We start from the raw sequence: 20,079 nt of genomic DNA, 5'->3' as shown, positions 1-20,079 counted from the left end.
CGCCTGGGCTTTAAAATCGATGATCAGGCGAGCGTGTAAGCCGTCTTGACGGTGGTGAAGAATTCGGCGGCATATTTTCCCTGCTCGCGCGGACCGAAGGACGAGCCCTTGCGGCCGCCGAACGGTACGTGGAAATCGACGCCCGCCGTCGGCAGGTTGACCATCACCATGCCTGCTTCGGCATTGCGCTTGAAATGCGTCGCATGCTTGAGGCTGGTCGTGGCAATGCCGGAAGAAAGGCCAAACGGCGTATCGTTGGCCGTGGCCAGCGCCTCTTCGTAATCCTTCACCCGGATGACGGAAGCGACCGGCCCGAAAATCTCTTCGCGGCTGATGCGCATCTGGTTCGTCGCTTCCGTGAAGAGCGTCGGCTGCAGATAGAAGCCGGGCGTGTCGCGGCTGACGAGCTCGCCGCCGAAGGCAAGCTTGGCGCCTTCCTGTTTACCAATCTCAATATAGTCCGTATCCGTCTTCAGCTGCTTGGCATCGACGACCGGGCCGATATGCGTGCCCGACTTCATGGCATTGTCGACGTTGAGCGTCTTCAGCTTCTCCGTCAGCGCCGCCACGAACCTGTCGTGAATGCCTTCGGTGACGATGAGACGCGACGAAGCCGTGCAGCGCTGGCCGGTCGAGAAGAAGGCAGAATTGGTGGCCGCCTCGACGGCAACCGTCAGATCGGCATCGTCAAGCACCACCATCGGGTTCTTGCCGCCCATCTCAAGCTGATACTTGCGGCCATGCTCGACCGAAGACAGCGCCACGCGCTTGCCGGTGCCGACCGAGCCGGTGAAGGTGATGCCCGAAAGAAGCGGGCTGTCGAGCATCGCCTGGCCGACGACCGAACCCTTGCCCATAACGAGGTTCAGCACACCCTTCGGCAGACCGGCGCGGTTCAGGATATCAACGATCGCCCATGAGCAGCCGGGCACTAGATCGGCCGGCTTGAAGACTACGGTGTTGCCGTAGCAGAGCGCCGGCGCGATCTTCCAGGCGGGAATAGCGATCGGGAAGTTCCAGGGCGTGATGATGCCGATGACGCCGAGCGGCTCGCGGGTGATCTCGACGCCGATGTTCGGACGCACCGAAGGAAGCACCTCGCCTGCCAGGCGCAGCGCCTCGCCGGCGAAGAATTCGAAGATCTGGGCGGCGCGGATCGTTTCGCCGATCGCCTCGGGCAACGTCTTGCCTTCTTCGCGAGCAAGCAGCGCGCCGAGTTCGTCCTTGCGCGCCAGGATCTCCTCGCCGGCCTTCTTCAGGATCGTGTGGCGCTCTAGAATGCCGGAGCGCGACCAGGCCGGAAAAGCAGCCTTCGCAGCAGCGATCGCATCCGTGACGTCCTGCGCGCTTGCGCTCGCATAGAGGCCGACGACCTCGTTCGTATCCGACGGGTTGATGTTCTCGGTGCCGTTAGTCCCCGTCCACTCCCCGGCGATCAAGTTCTGATGAATGGTCATGGCGTCATGCCTTCCTGGATCGTATTGAAGACGCCCGGCCGATCCCTTGCGGCCGGGCTCGATGCATTACAACTGGCGAACAGCCACATTCTCCTCGGCATCGATCGCCAGCGGATTGCGCAGCGGCAGGCCGAACTCGCCAACTTCGATTTCGAAGACATCGCCGACTTCCGGTTTGATGCCTTCCGCAAACGAAAGCGTCGCAGTGCCGAACATATGCACATGCACATCGCCTGGAACGCGGAAGATGCCGTATTTGAAGTGGTGGTATTCAAGATTCGCGAAGGTATGCGACATGTTCGCTTCGCCGGAGAGGAAAGGCTTCTCGAAAATCACCTTGTCGCCGCGCTTAATGCGGGACGTGCCGCGAATATCTTCCGGCGCCACTCCGATGCGGATTTCCGGGCCGAAACTTGCCGGACGCAGCTTGGAATGGGCGAGATAGAGATAGTTGATCCGCTCGGTGACGTGATCGGAAAATTCGTTCGACAGCGCAAATCCGATACGGAACGGCGTGCCGTCCTTGGCGATGACATAGATGCCGGCCATTTCCGGCTCTTCGCCGCCATCGAGCGCGAAGGATGGAGATACGAGTGCCGCACCCGGGGCCGCAGCGCCATAGCCATTGCCCTTGTAGAACCACTCGGGCTGAACGCCCTTCTCGCCCGCCTTCGGCTTGCCACCCTCGATGCCCATCTTGAACATCTTCATGGAGTCGGTCAGCGTCTCCTCAGCGGCTTCCGTCGTCTTCTTGTGCATGGAATCACGCGTCGCGGCAGAGCCGAGATGCGTCAGACCGGTGCCGGTCAGGTGCAGGTGCGCAGCGTCCGGATGCGTGATCGGCGGCAGGAAACGGCCCTCTGCATAGGCTTTTTCGAGATCGATCGCCTCACCGAGACCATGTGCCTCGATCACCGATGCCAGCGACTTGCCGCTATCGGCGGCCTCCATCGCAAGTTTGTAGACGCTACCGCCATTGACGACGACCTTGGCAGCTTCGCCGGGTCCGTTGCGGACCGCAACGACGATCTCGCCGTTCGAACCCTTGATCTGCGAGATGAGCATGTCTTTCATCCTTTCCTAACAGACAGAGATTGGATGCAGTTTCCCGTTCCGGCTCTCAGCGAGAGCCGGACTCTGTCATGGATTTGGTTTTTAAAGTCTCGGCTGGCCGCTTAAGCGATCAGCCCTTGTTCTTGTTGTAGACGTCGATGAACACGGCAGCGAGCAGGACCGCACCCTTGATCATCTTCTGGGAGTCCGTCTGGTATCCGAGGATCGACATGCCCTGGTTCAGTACGCCCATGATCAAAGCACCGATAACGGCACCCGTCACCTTGCCGACGCCGCCGGAGGCCGAAGCGCCGCCGATGAAGCAGGCCGCGATGACGTCAAGCTCGAGACCGTCACCGCCCTTTGCGGTTGCCGAATTCAGGCGTGTCGCGATGATGATGCCGGCGATGCTCGCCAGGATGCCCATGTTGATGAAGGTGTAGAAGGTCAGGCGGCGGGTATCGATACCCGAGAGCTTCGTCGCCTTTTCATTGCCGCCCATCGCATAGATGCGGCGGCCGATCGTCGTGCGCTGCGTGGCAAAGCTGTAGAGCGCGATCAAAAGCAGCATGAGAACCAGAACGTTCGGCAGGCCTCTGTAGGAAGAGATCTGATAGCCGATGAAGATGGTCGCAGCGGCAACCACCAGATTCTGGGCAAGGAAGAAGCTGAACGGCTCGACATCGATACCGTGCTTCTCGTTAACGGTACGGCGCCGCCATGACAGCAGGAACATGACGATCGGGATGGCGACGGTCAGTAAGATCGACGTCGAGTGGATACCGCCCATATCGGCGAAATCCGGAATGAAGCCCGTCGCAACGATCTGGAATGCCGGCGGGAACGGACCGATGCTGCTGCCGTTACCGGTTGTGTTGATGATCGTGTAGGTCAGGCCACGGAAAACCAGCATGCCTGACAGCGTCACGATGAATGATGGAATGCGGTGGTAGGCAACGAAATACCCATGCCAGGCGCCGACCGCGGCCCCCATCAGCAGACAAATGACCGTCGCGAGCGCAAGATTCATATGCATCTGCACGACCAGAACGCCCGCAACCGCCCCGACGAAGCCGACGACGGAGCCGACCGAAAGGTCGATATGGCCGGCCACGATAACCAACAGCATGCCGAGCGCCATGATGACGATGAACGAATTCTGCAGGACGATGTTGGTCAGGTTCTGCGGCCTGAAGAGAACGCCGTTGGTCAAGTACTGAAACAGCAGCATGATGACGACGAGCGCGATCAACATGCCGTATTCGCGGATGTTGTTGCGGATATGGTCGCCGATTGAAACGACGTGGCTGCTTTCCGTGGCTGGGTTGGCCGAACTCATTGATGCTTCTCCCCTGAGCGCATAATAGCGCGCATGATACTCTCCTGGCTTGCCTCTGCCTTCGGCAGTTCGGCAACAATTCGACCCTCGTTCATGACGTAGATGCGGTCGCAGGTACCGAGAAGCTCGGGCATTTCCGATGAAATCATCAGAACACCCTTTCCGTCGGCGGCAAGCTGGTTGATGATGGAATAGATTTCGTATTTGGCGCCGACGTCGATGCCGCGTGTGGGCTCATCGAGGATCAGGACGTCCGGGTCCGAGAACAGCCATTTCGACAGCACCACTTTCTGCTGGTTGCCGCCGGAGAGGTTGCCCGCTTCCTGGAAGACGCCGGCCGAACGGATACGCAGCTTGGAGCGATAGTTCGTCGCCACCTGCAGCTCGCGCACGTCGTCAATGACGGTCGCCTTGGAAACGCCAAGCAGATTGGCAAGCGTCGTGTTGTGCAGGATGCTGTTGGTCAGAACCAAGCCGAGCTGCTTGCGGTCTTCGGTCACATAGGCAAGACCGGCATCGATCGCCTTGCGCACCGTGCTGGTGTCGACCAGCTTGCCGTCCAGGAAGACCTCGCCGCTGATCTTGTGGCCATAGGACTTGCCGAAGACGCTCATGGCGAATTCGGTACGGCCCGCGCCCATCAGACCGGCAATGCCGACCACTTCGCCCTTGCGCACATTGATGTTGATATCGTGCAGGACCTGGCGATCGCGATGCTGCTGGTGGAAGGCATTCCAGTTCTTCACTTCGAAGATCGTTTCGCCGATCGGCACCGAACGCGGCGGATAGCGGTCGGCAAGCTCGCGCCCGACCATGTTGCGAATGATGATGTCTTCGCTGATCTCTTCTTCGTGACAGTCCAGCGCCTTCACCGTCATGCCGTCGCGCAACACAGTGATCTGGTCGGCCACCTTGCGCACTTCGTTGAGCTTGTGTGTGATGATGATCGAGGTGATGCCTTGCTTGCGGAACTCCATGAGGAGATTGAGGAGTGCATCGGAGTCGTTTTCATTCAGCGATGCCGTCGGCTCGTCGAGAATGAGCAGCTTGACGCTCTTCGACAGGGCCTTGGCGATCTCGACGAGCTGCTGCTTGCCGACGCCGATGTCGGTCACGAGCGTATTCGGAGATTCCTTGAGGCCCACTTTGGAAAGAAGCTGTTTGGTCCGGCTGAAAGTCTCCTGCCAATTGATCATGCCATTGGCGACGACCTCATTGCCCAGGAAAATGTTCTCGGCGATCGACAGAAGCGGAACGAGCGCCAGCTCCTGATGGATGATGATGATGCCGATGTCTTCGGAATCCCTGATCGTCTTGAATTGGCGGACCCCGCCATCGTAGTAGATGTCGCCTTCATAGGTGCCGGCCGGATAAACGCCTGACAGCACCTTCATCAGGGTGGATTTGCCGGCTCCGTTTTCGCCAACTAAGGCATGGATCTCGCCCTGACGGACTTTCAGATTGACATTTTCCAAGGCGTTCACACCGGGGAACGACTTGGTGATGTTCCGCATTTCGAGAATGGTATTGTCCATTGTCCAAATCCAACGCCGCGACTGAACATAGCAGACCGCGCGATCGTCTTAAATATGAAAGCCAGGGCCCGCCTTTCAGCGAGCCCTGACCGGTCTATTGAAAAATTACTTCAGCTGGTCAGCCTTGTAGTAGCCGCCCTCAACGAGGACCTTCTCGTAGTTGGTCTTGTCGACTGCGACCGGGGTCAGCAGGTAGGACGGAACAACCTTGACACCATTGTCGTAGGTCTTCGTGTCGTTGACTTCAGGCGTCTTGCCTTCCATCAGGGCGTTGACCATGTTGACGGTAACCTTGGCGAGGTCACGGGTGTCCTTGAAGATCGTCGAATGCTGTTCGCCGGCAATGATCGACTTGACCGACGGAATTTCGGAGTCCTGACCGGTGACGATCGGAAGCTTCACGCCGCCGGAACCGTAGCCGACGCCCTTGAGCGCGGAGAGGATACCGATCGACAGACCGTCATACGGAGACAGGACGGCATCGACATGAGCGTCGGTGTAGTAAGCCGACAGCAGGTTGTCCATACGGGCCTGGGCCGTTGCCGGGTCCCAACGCAGCGTACCGACCTTGTCCATACCCATCTGGCCGGACTTTACGACCAGCTTGCCGCTGTCGATGTACGGCTTCAGGACCGACATAGCGCCGTCATAGAAGAAGAAGGCGTTGTTGTCGTCCGGAGAACCGCCGAACAGCTCGATGTTGAACGGACCCTTGCCATCCTTGAGGCCGAGAGCGTCGACGATCGAGTTTGCCTGCAGGACGCCAACCTTGAAGTTGTCGAAGGTCGCATAATAGTCGACATTCGGGCTGTTGCGGATCAGACGGTCATAGGCGATGACCTTGATGCCGGCATCGTGAGCCTTCTGCAGAACGTCGGACAGCGTGGTGCCGTCGATCGAAGCGATGACGAGGACCTTGTCGCCCTTGGTGACCATGTTCTCGATCTGCGAGAGCTGGTTCGGAATGTCGTCGTCGCCATACTGCAGGTCGGTGCCGTAACCGGCAGCCTGGAGCTGCTTGACGATGTTGTTGCCGTCATCGATCCAGCGAGCCGAAGCCTTGGTCGGCATGGCGATGCCTACCGTGCCCTTGTCCGCCGCGAAGGCAGGTACCACCAGCGTAGCGACGCCGAACGCAGCGCCGGCCATCAATGAGATAATGGATTTCATTACTCTCTCCCTTGTTGATAAATGCGGCGGACAAAAAATGCCCGCCCGAAACTGCGGCAGGTTCCGTAGAAGGAATGATTTACTTCTAATTGTGAGAAACGAAGTAGGTCTCCTCCACGCTCTCACGGTTTATGAGCTGTACCCAGCGCACAATCGGCAAACTCGTACGATTTCGTATAACTGTCAAATAGAATAACTGGCTAAACATATACCAAGTTTGGTATAATGTTAAAAAATAGTACTTTTTTGCCGATGAAGGGGAGAATTGGCCGTTATGGAGAAAATATATAACGATTATGTGAGCGATGGCATTGAGATTCATTCCGACAATTTTCGCGACGATGCGTTGTTGAAAGCCGGTTTGAAGCTCAATCACCTGCGCATGATCGTCACGATCGAGGATCACGGGCAAATTTCTGCGGCCGCTGAGTCCATGAATATGTCACAACCTGCAGCTTCACGCATGCTCTCAGAAATGGAGTCGATTGTCAAAAGCCCGCTTTACGAGCGTGTCGCCAGAGGCGTCGTGTTGACCCCTTTCGGCCTCGCTCTCGCCAAGCGGGCGCGCAAGATCCTGTTGGAGCTGCGCGAGGCAGGCCGGGAGCTTGGTGCCTTACGGACCGGCAAGGGCGGCTCGGTCTTTCTGGGGGCTGTAACCGCGCCGGCGATCAGCCTTGTCGTCCCGGCGATCCAGCGCGTGACACGCACCTATCCTGGCATAGAGATCAATATCGAGGTCGAGAACAGTAATGTGCTCGCGCGCGAGCTGCTCGCCGCCCGCCACGACTTCATTATCAGCCGCATCCCGGATGATCTCGATCCGCGTCTGTTCACCGCCCATGAGATCGGCGTCGAGAAAGCCTGCCTGGTGGTCCGCAATGGGCATCCGCTGCTTGAGAAGGGCGTTGCCGGCCTGCATGATCTGGCCGGTTACGATTGGGTATTCCAGCCTCCGGGCACGTTGCTTCGCCGCAAGGTGGAGGACATCTTCCTTGCCGCAGGCGTGCCCTTGCCGGAAAACGTCGTCAACACTTCGTCTCTGCTTCTGACGCTTGCGGTCGTCTGCAAGACGGATGCGATTGCGCCGATCGCGCTCGACATGGCGCAATTCATCTGCGGGCAGACATCTCAGGCCGGCGAATCCTCTATCCTGCCGATCGATTTCGATATCGACGTCAGGCCCTATAGCCTTATCACCGCGCGCGAACGCGCCATGCCGCCGAGCGCACGTCTGCTGCATGACATGATCCTGGAAGAGAGCCGGCATCTCTCGCTGACATAAGTGCAAGCCATAAGCTCCGCGCCAACTTCCACTCCTATGAAGCTTGGCGTGGAGATCACACATGCTGTTCAAGCAATCATTGTTTCAATCCGTGCTCGACCGTCTCGACAGCGAAGAGGACGGCTCAGAAAAGGAAGAGGCCGCGCATCGCGTCCGCGGCCTGAACGTCAGCTTTGCAGCAACGGTTCTGGGCGGCGAGACCCCCGGGGCCCAACGGCCCGATGAAGCCTATCGCGACAATCTTGGCGATCCCGTCATCCTGCCTGAATTGGAACCAAAGCCCGAACCCGCGCCGCAAGAACCGGAGCCGCCGGTCATGCCCGAGCATCTCAGCCGAACGTCACGGGAAGAGGTTGCAGCCGAACTCGCAATCACCTCCGACCTCACACGCGAAACTCTGCAGGAAAAGCGCCGTAACTTCGCCAAGGCCAATCATCCAGACAGCGTCGCCACCCTCTTCCGCGAACAGGCGACGACCCGCATGACACTCGCCAATCAGCTGATCGACGAAGCCATACGCCGCCTCAGGCGGTGATTATTTCTTGTCGTCTGCCGGTTCGTCATCTTCGGCGGGCTCGTCTTGCGCGGGCGCAGCACTGGTCGCTTCGGGTGATTGTGGTTTGAAATTCAGAAGCAACATCCAGGCCGAATAGGCGCCGAGCGCACCCGACAGCATCGCCCAAAACGGCTGCGAGCCGAGCGTTTCGACGGCTGCCCAGCCAAAGCAGACGGCCACGATGAGGATGCGCACCCAAAGCGGCTTGTAGAGCGGATGGCTGGGATCGATCAGTTGCATGGGTCTCTTTTGCCTGTTCAAGAAGACATGTCTTTAGCGCATCATCGGGAAAATTGTGAAGCCGTCCGGATAAAATAAGACTCCTTGAGCGGATTTCGGCTAAGCCGGCATCGAACGGTGATTTTGAGAATTGTGAAGTTCAGGCGGCTTGACGCCGCCACCGGAAAATGGAATGAAAATTCCATAGAGATTTATATTCGGTCCATTTATTCCGAATTCAGGGAGGTAGAAATGACTGTCAGATTTGGCCTGCTCGGTGCAGGACGCATTGGCAAGGTGCATGCGAAAGCCGTCAGCGGCGATGCCAACGCCAAGCTCGTCGCCGTTGCGGATGCGTTTCCCGCGGCTGCGGAAGCCATATCCGCCGCCTATGGCTGCGAAGTCCGCACTATCGAAGCGATCGAGGCCGCCAAGGATATCGATGCCGTCGTCATCTGCACGCCGACCGATACCCACGCCGACCTGATCGAGCGCTTTTCACGTGCCGGCAAGGCCGTCTTCTGCGAAAAGCCGATCGATCTCGACGTCGCACGCGTCAAGGCTTGCATCAAGGTTGTCGAGGAAACCAAGGGCAAGCTGATGGTCGGCTTCAACCGCCGCTTCGACCCGCATTTCATGGCCGTGAAGAAGGCGATCGACGAAGGCCGCATCGGCATCGTGGAGATGGTGACGATCACCTCGCGCGATCCGGGCGCCCCGCCTGTCGATTATATCAAGCGCTCCGGCGGCATTTTCCGCGACATGACCATCCACGATTTCGACATGGCCCGCTTCCTGCTCGGCGAAGAGCCGGTCGCCGTCACTGCAACTGCCGCCGTTCTGGTTGACAAGGCAATCGGCGAAGCCGGCGATTACGACAGCGTTTCCGTCATTCTTCAGACGGCGTCGGGCAAGCAGGCTGTTATCTCCAACTCGCGCCGGGCCACCTACGGCTACGACCAGCGGATCGAGATCCATGGCTCGAAGGGCTTGGTTTCCGCTGAAAACCAGCGCCCCTTCTCCATCGAAGTCGCCAACGGCGATGGCTACACCCGCCCGCCGCTGCATGATTTCTTCATGACACGCTACACCGAAGCCTATGCCAACGAGATCGCGAGCTTCATCGCCGCTGTCGAAAAGGGCGCGGCCATCACACCATCGGGCGCCGATGGCCTTGCCGCACTGAAGCTGGCGGATGCCGCACTGCAGTCCGTCAAGGAAGGCCGCCTGGTAAAGATCGACTAAGCCGCCTCCATTCCTCAAGGAATGTGATCCTCCCAAAAGTCCTCCGCGATCTCCATTCGCGGCGGACTTTTTCTTTGGCGCGATCTGGAACTCTCGAAGAGGTTCGATGGAAACCTCTTGCGAATCACATAAGCCTATGCTTATCTGTTGCCATGATAGAGAATGAGATATTCCGGGCTTTGGCCGATCCGACCCGCCGCGCCATCTTCGAGAAGCTGGCGACGGGCGGCATGAATGCCAGTGCCCTGCGCCAGGGTATGGATATCAGCCAGCCGGCGATATCGCAGCACTTGGCGGTTCTGCGGAGTGCCGGGCTGGTCAGGGAAGAACGACAGGGGCGTTTCGTGAATTACGAAGTCGATCCGGAGGGACTTGCTCTCATCGCCCAATGGCTGGCGAAATACCGCGCATACTGGCCCGCCCGCATCGAAGCTCTCAAGCTGTTGCTGAAGGATATGGATCAATGAACAATCTCAAGATCCCTGAGCGAAAGAACGGTATCGCGCTGGAATACCAGCTCAGCGAACCGCCGCAAAAAGTCTGGCGTGCAATCAGCACCCCTGAGCTTCGCCAAAACTGGCTGCCGCAGGAGGCCTTGGCCAGTCCCGAGTCGATATCAGTCACGCCGGGCAAAGAAGTCAGCTACAGGCTGCGGGACGACACACCGCCCTTCCTCGAAAGCATCGTGACTTTCAAGATATCTTCGAACGCAAACGGCGGCACCTGCCTGCGGATCATCCACGAGCTCGATGACGTTCGGCTTCGTGGGACTGAAAAGGCTGCGGCAAACAATAACAGCCTGACCGTCATGCGCGCCGCCTGACGTTCTGAATAGATCAACAATTTCAATAACATTGGAGTTCGCCGATGCGCGAAGCGATGCAACTCGTTCCTATGGTCGTCGAGCAGTCCAGCAGAGGGGAGCGGTCTTTCGACATCTATTCCCGCCTGCTGCGCGAGAGAATTATCTTCCTGAATGGTGAGGTAAACGACGATGTCTCGGCCCTCGTCTGCGCGCAACTGCTGTTTCTCGAGGCCGAAAATCCCAGGAGACCGATCCATCTCTACATCAATTCGCCCGGCGGTGTCGTGACCAGCGGTCTGGCAATGTACGATACCATGCGTTACATCCGCGCGCCGGTGCATACGCTATGCATGGGAACCGCTCGTTCGATGGGCTCCTTCCTCTTGATGTCGGGCCAGCCGGGTGAGCGCTCCGCGCTTCCAAATGCCAGCATCCATATTCACCAGCCATTGGGCGGTTTCCAGGGACAGGCATCGGACATCTTTATCCACGCGGAAGAAATGAGGCGAACGAAGCATCGCATGACGCGGCTTTACGCCGAGCATTGCGGCCGCTCCTACGAAGAATTCGAACGCGCCATGGACCGCGACCACTTCATGACGGCGGAAGAGGCTCTGGAATGGGGGCTGATCGACCGTATTCTTCAGGTCCGCGAAGATGAACAGCCTTTGGGCCTGACAGATTGATCGGGATGACGACCCTGCGGCCAAGCGCATTGCCAAGCCTTGCGCCGCCCTCACCTCTCAACCCGCCTGATCGCGCAGCTCCACGACCGAGGCTCCCCTCTTCACGATATCATTGTCGATGATCGAAAATGCGCGGTTCAGATGCCCTTCGAAGACGAGCGTCGGCTCGTCGGCGATAACACGCAGCTCCGGCATGCCCTCCATGCGCACGACGTGCGATTCCGCCAAGCCCTCGGTTATGCCCTCGATCAGCAAATCATAGTAGCGTACGCCAGGCCCGGTGATGACGATCGGCATCCGCTCGTGCAGGCTCAGGACACGCGAAAGGCCGTTGCCGAGCGCCAGGCCGGCTTGGCGAAAGGCCAGTACATTGCGGCGTCCGCCGTGGCGCGCGCTCGCAGCGATCTTGTCGAGCTCGGCAATCGGCACGAACTTCGCCGGAATCGTGTCGAGCGGCACGTCGAAGGCCGTCCGCAGCATGGCGTAGAAACCGGCATAGGCCTCGATGCATCCACGCGCGCCGCAGCGACAAAGAGCGCCGCCGGGCACATGCATCATATGCCCGAAATTGGGCGCCGATATATGATGCTCGCCTTCATGTTCTCGGCGCACGATGCCGAGCCCGATACTATGGCCGAGCGATAGCGCCGCCAGCGAGCGGAAATCGCCGCGCGTGCTGATTTCCTCCTGCCGCCCGAGCGCGGCAGCCACCAGCAAAGTCTCATTGCCGAGAATGATCTGCGCCGACCATTCGTCGCGTAGCACGGCGGCGAAATCGATTTCCTCGCGCCCGAAGATCGGCGACCAGCGCAGCACCGGCGCCGAAGTATCGACAAGCCCCTTACTGCTGATCGAGATCATCAGCACCTTATCGCGCGGTAATTGCGAGCGGGTGACAATCCGGTTCAGGGCATCACGCAATCCGGCCACGAAGCGCTCGATACCCGTAGCGTTCTGCTGCCTGTCCTCGGTAAAGCGGTCGATCAGGCGACCGGTATAATCGACGAGCGAATATTGCACGGCATCCGATGAAATGACGACGACGATCAGATAGCCGCAGTCACGCCGCTGCGAAAACAAAACGCGCGGACGCCCGCGGCCGCTGGCCGCCTGCTGCTCGGCCTTTTCAATGATCTGCGCCCGCTCGAGATCGGCCGTGATGACCGATACGGTCGCGGAAGAGAGCCTGGTGAAATCAGAGAGCTCGGTATGGGCGAGCGGGCCGTGCCGGCGCAGCGCCGACAAGACCAAGGCGCTGTTCTTTTGACGGACCAATTCGGTGCTCGATTTGGCCAGCATCGGCAAACTCCCTGCTCATTCAACCCTCCTCCTCCGCAGCCCCTGATAGCTTTTTCGGACGACCGATGAAACCTGGCGGCGCGGGTGTTGACAGCTGAAAAAATCTCTGACACTAAATTTCTCGACTGTCGAGAAAAAAGTCCAAAGCTTTTCTTGTCAGCATTTTCGCCGCGGCCGACGGGAGTTCAGGATACGTGCGGTCGCATTCACTCGGGAGGATCACATGAAAGCTTTCATCAAGCTGGCTGCGGGCGCGGCCATCGTTTTGACCATGCAGACGGCCGCCTTCGCCAAGGATCTCGTCGTCGGCGTTTCCTGGTCGAATTTCCAGGAAGAGCGTTGGAAGACCGATGAAGCAGCCATCAAGAAGGCTCTGGCAGCCGCCGGCGCCAAGTACATTTCCGCCGACGCCCAGTCGTCCGCTTCCAAGCAGCTGACCGATGTCGAGTCGCTGATTTCGCAGGGTGCTAATGCCCTCATCATTCTCGCTCAGGATTCCGATGCCATCGGCCCGGCCGTCGAAAAGGCCGCTGACGAAGGCATTCCGGTTGTTGGCTATGACCGCCTGATCGAAAATCCGGCAGCCTTCTACATCACCTTCGACAACAAGGAAGTGGGCCGCATGCAGGCTCGCGAAGTCCTGAAGGCAAAGCCGGAAGGCAACTACGTCTTCATCAAGGGTTCGTCGTCCGACCCGAACGCCGACTTCCTGTTCTCCGGCCAGATCGAAGTGCTGAAGTCCGCCATCGACGCCGGCAAGATCAAGAATGTCGGTGAAGCCTACACGGACGGCTGGCTGCCGCAGAACGCGCAGCGCAACATGGAGCAGTTCCTGACCGCTAACAACAACAAGGTTGATGCGGTCGTCGCCTCCAACGACGGCACCGCCGGCGGCGCTGTCGCAGCACTCGACGCCCAGGGCCTCGCCGGTTCCGTTCCGGTTTCCGGCCAGGATGCCGACAAGGCCGCTCTGAACCGTATCGCGCTCGGCACGCAGACCGTTTCGGTCTGGAAGGACTCTCGCGAACTCGGCAAGCGCGCCGCTGAAATCGCCCTCGCTCTTGCCGGCGGCAAGACCCAGGACCAGATCGAAGGCGTCCAGACCTTCAACGGCGGCCCGAAGCATGTCGCCATGAAGTCGGTCTTCCTGACCCCGATCCCGATCACCAAGGACAACCTGAACGTCGTCATCGACGCAGGCTGGATCTCCAAGGCTGAAGCCTGCCAGGGCGTGAAGGCCGGCAGCGTCGCTGCCTGCAAATAAGCACCGGCTTGACGAGCTGACCCGAAGATAATGCCGACGCCGCAAGGGGCTCTCCATTGCGGCGTCGAATGCGGATAAGAGGCCCGCAACCAAACCCAGAATGGGAATGAAGGCCTCCCGCATGTGTTGCGTCATCGCATATCCGATCGGCCTGCCGGATGGCGGTCGTGGACCCGGGACAACCGGATGGGCGAGCGATGACGTCTATTGTGACCAGCGCGGATACTGCCCAGCGATCAAGAAAGAGCATTCGCGGGCCTGCGCCCAACAAGTGGGAGAACGGCAAAGCGATGGCCGACATGACACATTCCACAACATCGAGTGGTCCGCGCAATGCGGAAGAAGGCGCCATCACGCGCTTCCTGCGTGCAACGGAAATCGATACCCGCCTGCTCGGCATGATCGGCGCTCTGTTGATCATCTGGATCGGCTTCGACGTCTATACCGGCGGCCTTTTCCTGACCCCCAGAAACCTCTGGAACCTTTCCGTTCAGACCTGCGAGATCGCCGTGCTGGCGACGGGCATGGTACTTGTCATCGTCACCCGCAATATCGACCTTTCCGTCGGTTCCATGCTCGGCTTCATCGCCATGATCATGGGCGTCATCCAGGCAAAATACCTGCCCGCCTATCTCGGCTTCGACAGTTCCTGGACCTGGGTCATCACGCTGATCTGCGGCCTTGTCATCGGTACGCTGCTCGGCACCTTCCAAGGCGTCATCATCGCTTTTCTGAATGTCCCCTCCTTCATCGTCACCCTTGGCGGCCTTCTCGCCTGGCGCGGCCTTGCCTGGTACGTCACCAGCGGCCAGACGGTTGCCCCGCTCGACGCCACCTTCCGCATCATGGGCGGCGGCGCCGAAGGTTCGATCGGTGCGACATGGAGCTGGATCCTTGGCGTACTCGCCTGCGTGTTCATCGTTCTCGGCATTATCGGCGGGCGCCATCAGCGCAAGCGCTTCAACTTCCCGCGCCGGCCGCTCTGGGCGGAATATTTCCTCGCCATCCTCGGCTCCGCTCTCGTCCTCGTCACGATCTACGTCTTCAACATCTATTACTGGCCAACCGGCATCGCGAAGAAATACGCGACCGAGCATAACATCCCCTGGCCGGAAACGGGGCTCGATATCCCCTACGGCATCGCCGTGCCCGTACTGATCGCCGTCGGCATCGGTATCATCATGACCTTCATCGCCACCCGCCTGCGCTTCGGCCGCTACGTCTTCGCGATCGGCGGCAACCCGGAAGCAGCGGAACTCGCCGGCATCAAGACCCGTTGGGTGACGGTGCGCATCTTTGCGCTGATGGGCTTGCTTGCGGCGGTCGCCGCGGCTATCTCCACCGCCCGTCTGAACGCCGCCGCCAATTCGCAAGGGACGACCTACGAACTCTTCACCATCGCCGCAGCCGTCATCGGCGGCACGTCGCTTGCCGGCGGCAGCGGCACCATCGCCGGCGCCATGCTCGGCGCCCTCGTCATGCAGTCGCTGCAATCGGGCATGGGGCTCGCCAATGTCGATACGCCGATCCAGAACGTCGTCGTCGGCGTCGTGCTCGTCATCGCCGTCTGGCTCGACATCGTCTATCGCTCGCGCGCCAAGTAAAAGGAATTCTGAACCATGACGGATCAAACCACTCCGCTTGTGGAAATGAAGAACATTTCCATCTCCTTCGGCGGCATCCACGCGGTCGACAACGCCTCGGTCGATCTCTACCCCGGCGAAGTCGTAGCGCTCCTCGGCCATAACGGCGCCGGCAAGTCGACGCTGATCAAGATTCTCTCGGGCGCCTACAAGCGCGACAGCGGCGATATCCTGATCAACGGCGAGCCTGCCGATATCCGCAGCCCGCGCGACGCCAAGAAATACGGCATCGAGACGATCTATCAGACGCTCGCCGTCGCCGATAATGTCGATGCGGCCGCCAATCTCTATCTCGGCCGTGAGCTGCAGACCCGCTGGGGCACGCTCGACGACGTCGCGATGGAGGCCAAGGCCCGCGAGGTCATGGGGCGCCTCAACCCCAACTTCAAGCGCTTCAAGGAGCCTGTGAAGGCGCTTTCGGGCGGCCAGCGCCAGTCGGTCGCGATCGCCCGTGCCATCCTCTTCGATGCCCGCATCCTGATCATGGACGAGCCGACGGCGGCGCTTGGCCCGCAGGAGACGGCGCAGGTCGGCGAGCTGATCAAGCAGCTGAAGAAGGAAGGCATCGGCATCTTCCTCATCAGCCACGACATCCACGACGTCTTCGACCTCGCCGACCGCGTGTCGGTCATGAAGAACGGCCAGGTCGTCGGCCATGCCCGCACCGAAGACGTCACCAAGGACGAAGTGCTGGGCATGATCATCCTCGGCAAGGTGCCGCCAAAGGCCACCCCCGGCCCCGGCGCGATGAAGGAATGAGCCGGAACCGCCGATGACACCAAGGCCGCGCGCCCAAAGCCCGCGGCCTTATCCCAACAAAACGTCCGATCTCACGCTTTCCTGAATTTTCCGCATTGAAGCCAAGCCTTTCCTGGGCTAAGAACCAGCCATCGGACAGGCGATTCAAACCGCCACGGCATGCACCCGTAGCTCAGCTGGATAGAGTGTTGGATTCCGATTCCAAAGGTCACAGGTTCGAATCCTGTCGGGTGCGCCATTTCTCCCCTGTCCGTTCCAAGCTCAAGAAAGCCGATGCAGGGCTATCGCTTCGATCAGCTTACCGGAATGGAGAGGTACGTGTCACTTCAATCCGGCTAGGAAGAGTAACTCTTGGACAACCATACGGATGTCCGGAAGGAGTTGGTCGAGGTCGGTACGATGTGCGAGGTATCGTCTGCTGTGAGCGGATTTGTCGCCGACGTCCTTTAGCTTGGGCAAAGCCTGCTTCGTATTTCGGCTCAGGTTCCAGGCCGTTTCATTCAAAGTACTGGTGATGAGATCGCGGAGAAAGAAAAAGTCGCCCGCAGGATTCTTGATCCGGTCGGCGATAGAATATTTCTCGAAAACCTCGATGATCAATGTCTCCATCAGACGGCGAAGCATTACGGCCGCCGCATCGTACCAGCCGTTTTCGTATGCGCCGTTCACCTGGTTCGCAATGCGCTCAATGTATCCGCGGGTACCTCGCACCAGCGATATGTTAATCACTGACTGCGTTTTTGCGAGAAGCCCTTCCTCGGGTGGCTTCGTTTCTTCAGACAATTCCGCGTGGATCGCCTTGGCAGTCAGAACGATGTTTTTGAACTCATCCATCAGTCTTCCTTGCGACCATATAGATGCTTCGCCATGCTTTCGAAAATCTTGTCGATCTGCTCAGCTGTAGATTCCGGCGAAATATGAATCTGGATGTCAATGTGAACGGCGGGTCCGCTCTGAGAGGGCGGGAGCTGCGGCGCGCCAGGTGCGAACGAGCTAGGGGCGGCGTGCAGTGGACCTGAGTGCAATACACCCCTGTCTTCGCTCGTTGAGCTGGCGCTGAACTCCGCTTCCGCGACGAGGGCTTTGAAAGTTGCGACCGTCTTCGAAATAACCTGTTGGCCCGCCGTAGAACTGGTGCTGAACACATGCGTCAGGTCACCATTGGAACGGGAATGCGCATCGGGATAAATCGCGTAGAGTTCGGAGTAGCCTTTCTTAATTGCATCACCGAGAACGGCTTTATGGCGCCCGCCGCGGAAATCTCTCCATACTTGGGTAGGTATGCTGGATCCATCGATGAATCCGATGAACTTCAAGACTCCGATCAAGGTTGCATCGTTGCTCGACGTAAAACCGATCGTCTTCAGCCAAGCGTGCGAGACTTTTGGCAGCACTCCGGCACCGCGAATCTTCTCGAGAAAGTTCCTAACCTTGCCAGTTACCTGCGTATAAGGAAAATCTACCATCGCTACTCCTCGAAGAATTCGAGGAAAGAAACACGCTCTCAAGCTGAGTCGCAAGATCTTACTGCATCCCAATGCCCGGGATGCAACTCTACTTCACAAATATTGGACAAATTTCGAGCAAGCGCCACTCGTCCCACCTTACCAAGGTTTAACTCAATGAATGTCTAGTGGAAATCTGGAAGAGCTATTGTCCCGCCGCCATGTGGTATGGCACCAGAACGCATGCGGCGACATGTATCGCACCGGCGTCTGCGACTGAGAAGCCGTTAATGAAAGCTTGACATTGGATTCAAGCCGATGGAAGCATTGGCCGTAGCAAGACGATCCAATCGTGGCTCGCCTTGCTGGCTTGGTTCCGACGTTCCGGTCTATAGCCGTCGATCAGCTCCTCCACACCACCGCCTCAATGATTCTTATTCGGCCCCTTGCCGGTCGCGAAGCTGCAGGTCTTGATCTTGCAGCTGGGGTCGTCGCTGGTGGGCACGCTTGCGCTGGCCATCGCGCCCTGCCCCAGGCAAGCCATCGAATTCGACACCGTCCGTTGGTACATCATCAGGCTCGGATGGTGTGAGGGATATCTCAGCACGATCGACCCTTCCTGGGCCATCTTTTCATGCACGCTGGCGCAGGTCATCGACTTGGAATTATAGGCCGACATGGCCATCGCGTTCGTGGAGAACATTCCAATTGCGGCAAGTATCATGATCGTCTTCATGGGGCTTCCTTTGGTCGCGCCGAAGGGCGCTATCGAAAATGAGATAGTCGTTGATTAGCATTGGATTTATGACAGTGAGCCGACTTCCCTTTATCGGCTGTTTGACCACTGCCAAGGGTGACCGGCGCCCGTTCGGATACGATTGCGCTGGAGGTCACTACGCACCGCATGGTGTCTGTCGGCAGGATGCGATGCGAACGGAGATTTAGAAATCGTCCGTCACGACAGATGGGGCCCGATACGAAGACCGGGCCTCATTTCTGTGAAGATCAGCCGAGACCAAAAGCCTCAGAATGTCCGCTCGAAGCGCAGGATACCCGAGAAGGTATCATCGCTCGGCAGATCATAGTGAACGTAGGTGAACTCCGGCTCGACCAGCAGGTTCTTGACCGGGTTGAACTTGACGTTGGTCGTTGCCTCGAAAATCTTGGAGTCGGTATAGGCGAGCTGAACGTTCCACTTCAGCTTGTCATTGATCGGAACGCCGACACCGCCCCAGACTGCCCAGTCACCCCAGCCGCACTTTGCACCGTGAACGACGCCGTCGGAGGTCGTGCAGGCCGAGACGTTCTGGTTCGAGCCGGCATACTGGTTGAGCTTGTCGCCATCAGTGTTCCAGCCGCCCATTAGGAAGGCCGTGAGGAAACCGAAGTCCGCGTCGACACGAGCCTTGATGGCGCCTTCCTCGACGATCGAGTCGTAGCCGCCGACGACCTTGAAGCCGAACATGCCGGCCTTGTAGCCGAGACCGGCGACAACGTTCGGAGCGTAGTGATCAGCCTTCGAAAGCTGCCAGCTGCCGCCATAGGCGCTTGTGGTCGTGCCGGAATTGCTGTCTTCGAGCGAGATGACGCCCGTGAAGCCCGTGCCGCTGTCGTAATTATAGGTCAGCTGGTTCAATTCATACGGACCGTCATAGATGACGTCGTCCTGGATCACGTCGCCGGCATAGCCGACGAATTGATTGTACTGCGAATCCGTCTTACCGACGGTGAAGCCGCCGAGAGTGATGTAGGCCCACAGCAGGTTGGTGGAGGTCGAGCCGCCGTCGTTCCAGTCCCAGCGAACGATGGTTTCGGTCTTCAGCGGACCATATTCGGTGTCCGTCGCGGTATTGAGGTTGAGTTCGGCGCGGGTATGCCACTTGGTGCCGAAGTTGCTGTCGCGATTGTAAGGATCTTTCCACTGGCCTTCGGTGCGGACCTTGCCGCCAACGCGCAAGCAGGTCTCCGTGCCGGGTATGAAGAAATAGCCGGCGCCGAACGCGTCGCAGATGCGCACATATTCCAGCGGCTCCGGTTCGGCGGCGACGATAGCATCAGCCGCATGAGCGCCAGATACGACGCAGAGGGCCGCAGCCGAGCCGATAAGCAAGCTCTTGATGTTCATTGTAACTCCATTCTTCAAACGAACTTGCGCGAGATACGAACCTGGGGGGCCGTCCGACATCAAGTTCCAGTGGCTAACTCGAAGCACAAGGCCTCGCTTCCGAATAGTAAGCTGCATTTAGTATTTTGCTTTTACAAGGATCGAAATGAGGGACCCGATATATGTGACAGCATGTACATATACTCTGTTGCCCAAAC

20 protein-coding genes and 1 tRNA gene are annotated in these 20,079 nt (G+C 58.8%); 10 read left to right on the top strand and 11 right to left on the bottom strand.

What is annotated here, in order from left to right:
- Positions 1-23 precede the first annotated feature (23 nt).
- The 5 genes from FBZ97_RS02775 to chvE form a co-directional block, all read right to left on the bottom strand.
- Entirely contained in the window at positions 24-1,457 is a 1,434-nt protein-coding gene (locus FBZ97_RS02775; RefSeq protein WP_145316394.1) for an aldehyde dehydrogenase family protein, read from the bottom strand.
- Between the two features lie 66 nt (positions 1,458-1,523).
- The gene (gene araD1 / locus FBZ97_RS02770) at positions 1,524-2,522 is read right to left on the bottom strand and encodes an AraD1 family protein (RefSeq protein ID WP_145317543.1); all 999 of its coding nucleotides are present in this window, start codon (positions 2,520-2,522) and stop codon (positions 1,524-1,526) included.
- Between the two features lie 118 nt (positions 2,523-2,640).
- On the bottom strand, positions 2,641-3,849 hold the full coding sequence (gene mmsB / locus FBZ97_RS02765) for a multiple monosaccharide ABC transporter permease (RefSeq protein ID WP_145316392.1): 1,209 nt from the start codon (positions 3,847-3,849) through the stop codon (positions 2,641-2,643).
- Positions 3,846-5,384, bottom strand: a complete 1,539-nt coding sequence (gene mmsA / locus FBZ97_RS02760; protein ID WP_145316390.1) for a multiple monosaccharide ABC transporter ATP-binding protein — start codon at positions 5,382-5,384, stop codon at positions 3,846-3,848. The genes mmsB and mmsA overlap by 4 nt, the downstream gene beginning before the upstream one ends.
- 105 nt (positions 5,385-5,489) lie before the next feature.
- Positions 5,490-6,554, bottom strand: coding sequence for a multiple monosaccharide ABC transporter substrate-binding protein (gene chvE, locus FBZ97_RS02755; RefSeq protein WP_069612777.1), 1,065 nt, complete (start codon positions 6,552-6,554; stop codon positions 5,490-5,492).
- A 274-nt stretch (positions 6,555-6,828) separates the two neighbouring features.
- On the opposite strand from chvE, the gene FBZ97_RS02750 reads away from it, so the two are divergent.
- Both FBZ97_RS02750 and FBZ97_RS02745 read left to right on the top strand, forming a co-directional pair.
- Entirely contained in the window at positions 6,829-7,836 is a 1,008-nt protein-coding gene (locus FBZ97_RS02750) for a LysR family transcriptional regulator (protein WP_113332147.1), read from the top strand.
- Positions 7,837-7,897: 61 nt separating this feature from the next.
- Complete coding sequence (locus FBZ97_RS02745) at positions 7,898-8,371, top strand: hypothetical protein (protein WP_113351777.1); 474 nt, start codon at positions 7,898-7,900, stop codon at positions 8,369-8,371.
- Here FBZ97_RS02745 and FBZ97_RS02740 read toward each other — a convergent pair whose 3' ends face one another.
- Complete coding sequence (locus FBZ97_RS02740; protein WP_113395412.1) at positions 8,372-8,632, bottom strand: hypothetical protein; 261 nt, start codon at positions 8,630-8,632, stop codon at positions 8,372-8,374.
- Between the two features lie 231 nt (positions 8,633-8,863).
- Here FBZ97_RS02740 and iolG point away from each other — a divergent pair, with 231 nt between their 5' ends.
- From iolG to FBZ97_RS02720, 4 genes are all read left to right on the top strand, one after another.
- Positions 8,864-9,856 (top strand): inositol 2-dehydrogenase, encoded by a 993-nt coding sequence (iolG, locus tag FBZ97_RS02735; protein WP_145316388.1) that lies wholly within the window; start codon positions 8,864-8,866, stop codon positions 9,854-9,856.
- A 152-nt stretch (positions 9,857-10,008) separates the two neighbouring features.
- Positions 10,009-10,323, top strand: coding sequence for a metalloregulator ArsR/SmtB family transcription factor (locus FBZ97_RS02730; protein ID WP_113389010.1), 315 nt, complete (start codon positions 10,009-10,011; stop codon positions 10,321-10,323).
- Positions 10,320-10,679: a hypothetical protein gene (locus tag FBZ97_RS02725; protein ID WP_113389011.1), complete on the top strand. Its 360-nt coding sequence runs from the start codon at positions 10,320-10,322 to the stop codon at positions 10,677-10,679. Before FBZ97_RS02730 ends, FBZ97_RS02725 begins: the two co-directional genes overlap by 4 nt.
- Positions 10,680-10,723: 44 nt before the next feature.
- Entirely contained in the window at positions 10,724-11,347 is a 624-nt protein-coding gene (locus tag FBZ97_RS02720; protein WP_113332142.1) for an ATP-dependent Clp protease proteolytic subunit, read from the top strand.
- Positions 11,348-11,404: 57 nt separating this feature from the next.
- On the opposite strand, the gene FBZ97_RS02715 is transcribed toward FBZ97_RS02720, so the two are convergent.
- Positions 11,405-12,646: an ROK family transcriptional regulator gene (locus tag FBZ97_RS02715; protein WP_145316386.1), complete on the bottom strand. Its 1,242-nt coding sequence runs from the start codon at positions 12,644-12,646 to the stop codon at positions 11,405-11,407.
- A 223-nt stretch (positions 12,647-12,869) separates the two neighbouring features.
- Between FBZ97_RS02715 and xylF the strand changes: the two genes are divergently transcribed.
- From xylF to FBZ97_RS02695, 4 genes are all read left to right on the top strand, one after another.
- The gene (xylF, locus tag FBZ97_RS02710; RefSeq protein ID WP_113332140.1) at positions 12,870-13,910 is read left to right on the top strand and encodes a D-xylose ABC transporter substrate-binding protein; all 1,041 of its coding nucleotides are present in this window, start codon (positions 12,870-12,872) and stop codon (positions 13,908-13,910) included.
- A gap of 290 nt (positions 13,911-14,200) precedes the next feature.
- Positions 14,201-15,514 carry a sugar ABC transporter permease gene (locus FBZ97_RS02705; RefSeq protein ID WP_113332139.1) on the top strand — a complete coding sequence of 438 codons (1,314 nt, stop codon included), beginning with the start codon at positions 14,201-14,203 and terminating at the stop codon, positions 15,512-15,514.
- Between the two features lie 15 nt (positions 15,515-15,529).
- Entirely contained in the window at positions 15,530-16,312 is a 783-nt protein-coding gene (locus tag FBZ97_RS02700) for an ATP-binding cassette domain-containing protein (RefSeq protein ID WP_069612788.1), read from the top strand.
- Between the two features lie 161 nt (positions 16,313-16,473).
- Positions 16,474-16,550: transfer RNA gene (locus FBZ97_RS02695), tRNA-Arg, on the top strand.
- An 83-nt stretch (positions 16,551-16,633) separates the two neighbouring features.
- On the opposite strand, the gene FBZ97_RS02690 is transcribed toward FBZ97_RS02695, so the two are convergent.
- The 4 genes from FBZ97_RS02690 to FBZ97_RS02675 form a co-directional block, all read right to left on the bottom strand.
- On the bottom strand, positions 16,634-17,146 hold the full coding sequence (locus tag FBZ97_RS02690) for a hypothetical protein (protein WP_197044197.1): 513 nt from the start codon (positions 17,144-17,146) through the stop codon (positions 16,634-16,636).
- Positions 17,146-17,778 (bottom strand): DUF5343 domain-containing protein, encoded by a 633-nt coding sequence (locus tag FBZ97_RS02685; RefSeq protein ID WP_145316383.1) that lies wholly within the window; start codon positions 17,776-17,778, stop codon positions 17,146-17,148. Before FBZ97_RS02685 ends, FBZ97_RS02690 begins: the two co-directional genes overlap by 1 nt.
- A 403-nt stretch (positions 17,779-18,181) precedes the next feature.
- Positions 18,182-18,493 (bottom strand): hypothetical protein, encoded by a 312-nt coding sequence (locus tag FBZ97_RS02680; RefSeq protein WP_145316381.1) that lies wholly within the window; start codon positions 18,491-18,493, stop codon positions 18,182-18,184.
- A gap of 288 nt (positions 18,494-18,781) precedes the next feature.
- Positions 18,782-19,882, bottom strand: a complete 1,101-nt coding sequence (locus tag FBZ97_RS02675; protein WP_075851272.1) for a porin — start codon at positions 19,880-19,882, stop codon at positions 18,782-18,784.
- Positions 19,883-20,079 lie beyond the last annotated feature (197 nt).

Origin of the sequence: Rhizobium sp. ERR 942, from assembly GCF_007828395.1 — a bacterium.
GTDB lineage: Bacteria > Pseudomonadota > Alphaproteobacteria > Rhizobiales > Rhizobiaceae > Rhizobium > Rhizobium dioscoreae.
Note: the sequence above shows the minus strand (reverse complement) of the source record. Positions and strands in the feature narration are given on the sequence as shown.

Coding starts and splice junctions, on each gene's coding strand:
- FBZ97_RS02775 (WP_145316394.1), bottom strand. CDS start 1,457: ATGACCATTCATCAGAACTTGATCGCCGGGGAGTGGACGGGGACTAAC.
- FBZ97_RS02730 (WP_113389010.1), top strand. CDS start 10,009: ATGATAGAGAATGAGATATTCCGGGCTTTGGCCGATCCGACCCGCCGC.
- FBZ97_RS02685 (WP_145316383.1), bottom strand. CDS start 17,778: ATGGTAGATTTTCCTTATACGCAGGTAACTGGCAAGGTTAGGAACTTT.
- chvE (WP_069612777.1), bottom strand. CDS start 6,554: ATGAAATCCATTATCTCATTGATGGCCGGCGCTGCGTTCGGCGTCGCT.
- FBZ97_RS02675 (WP_075851272.1), bottom strand. CDS start 19,882: ATGAACATCAAGAGCTTGCTTATCGGCTCGGCTGCGGCCCTCTGCGTC.
- mmsA (WP_145316390.1), bottom strand. CDS start 5,384: ATGGACAATACCATTCTCGAAATGCGGAACATCACCAAGTCGTTCCCC.
- FBZ97_RS02720 (WP_113332142.1), top strand. CDS start 10,724: ATGCGCGAAGCGATGCAACTCGTTCCTATGGTCGTCGAGCAGTCCAGC.
- mmsB (WP_145316392.1), bottom strand. CDS start 3,849: ATGAGTTCGGCCAACCCAGCCACGGAAAGCAGCCACGTCGTTTCAATC.
- FBZ97_RS02740 (WP_113395412.1), bottom strand. CDS start 8,632: ATGCAACTGATCGATCCCAGCCATCCGCTCTACAAGCCGCTTTGGGTG.
- FBZ97_RS02715 (WP_145316386.1), bottom strand. CDS start 12,646: ATGCTGGCCAAATCGAGCACCGAATTGGTCCGTCAAAAGAACAGCGCC.
- FBZ97_RS02705 (WP_113332139.1), top strand. CDS start 14,201: ATGGCCGACATGACACATTCCACAACATCGAGTGGTCCGCGCAATGCG.
- iolG (WP_145316388.1), top strand. CDS start 8,864: ATGACTGTCAGATTTGGCCTGCTCGGTGCAGGACGCATTGGCAAGGTG.
- FBZ97_RS02680 (WP_145316381.1), bottom strand. CDS start 18,493: ATGAAGACGATCATGATACTTGCCGCAATTGGAATGTTCTCCACGAAC.
- xylF (WP_113332140.1), top strand. CDS start 12,870: ATGAAAGCTTTCATCAAGCTGGCTGCGGGCGCGGCCATCGTTTTGACC.
- FBZ97_RS02690 (WP_197044197.1), bottom strand. CDS start 17,146: ATGGATGAGTTCAAAAACATCGTTCTGACTGCCAAGGCGATCCACGCG.
- FBZ97_RS02745 (WP_113351777.1), top strand. CDS start 7,898: ATGCTGTTCAAGCAATCATTGTTTCAATCCGTGCTCGACCGTCTCGAC.
- FBZ97_RS02700 (WP_069612788.1), top strand. CDS start 15,530: ATGACGGATCAAACCACTCCGCTTGTGGAAATGAAGAACATTTCCATC.
- araD1 (WP_145317543.1), bottom strand. CDS start 2,522: ATGCTCATCTCGCAGATCAAGGGTTCGAACGGCGAGATCGTCGTTGCG.
- FBZ97_RS02725 (WP_113389011.1), top strand. CDS start 10,320: ATGAACAATCTCAAGATCCCTGAGCGAAAGAACGGTATCGCGCTGGAA.
- FBZ97_RS02750 (WP_113332147.1), top strand. CDS start 6,829: ATGGAGAAAATATATAACGATTATGTGAGCGATGGCATTGAGATTCAT.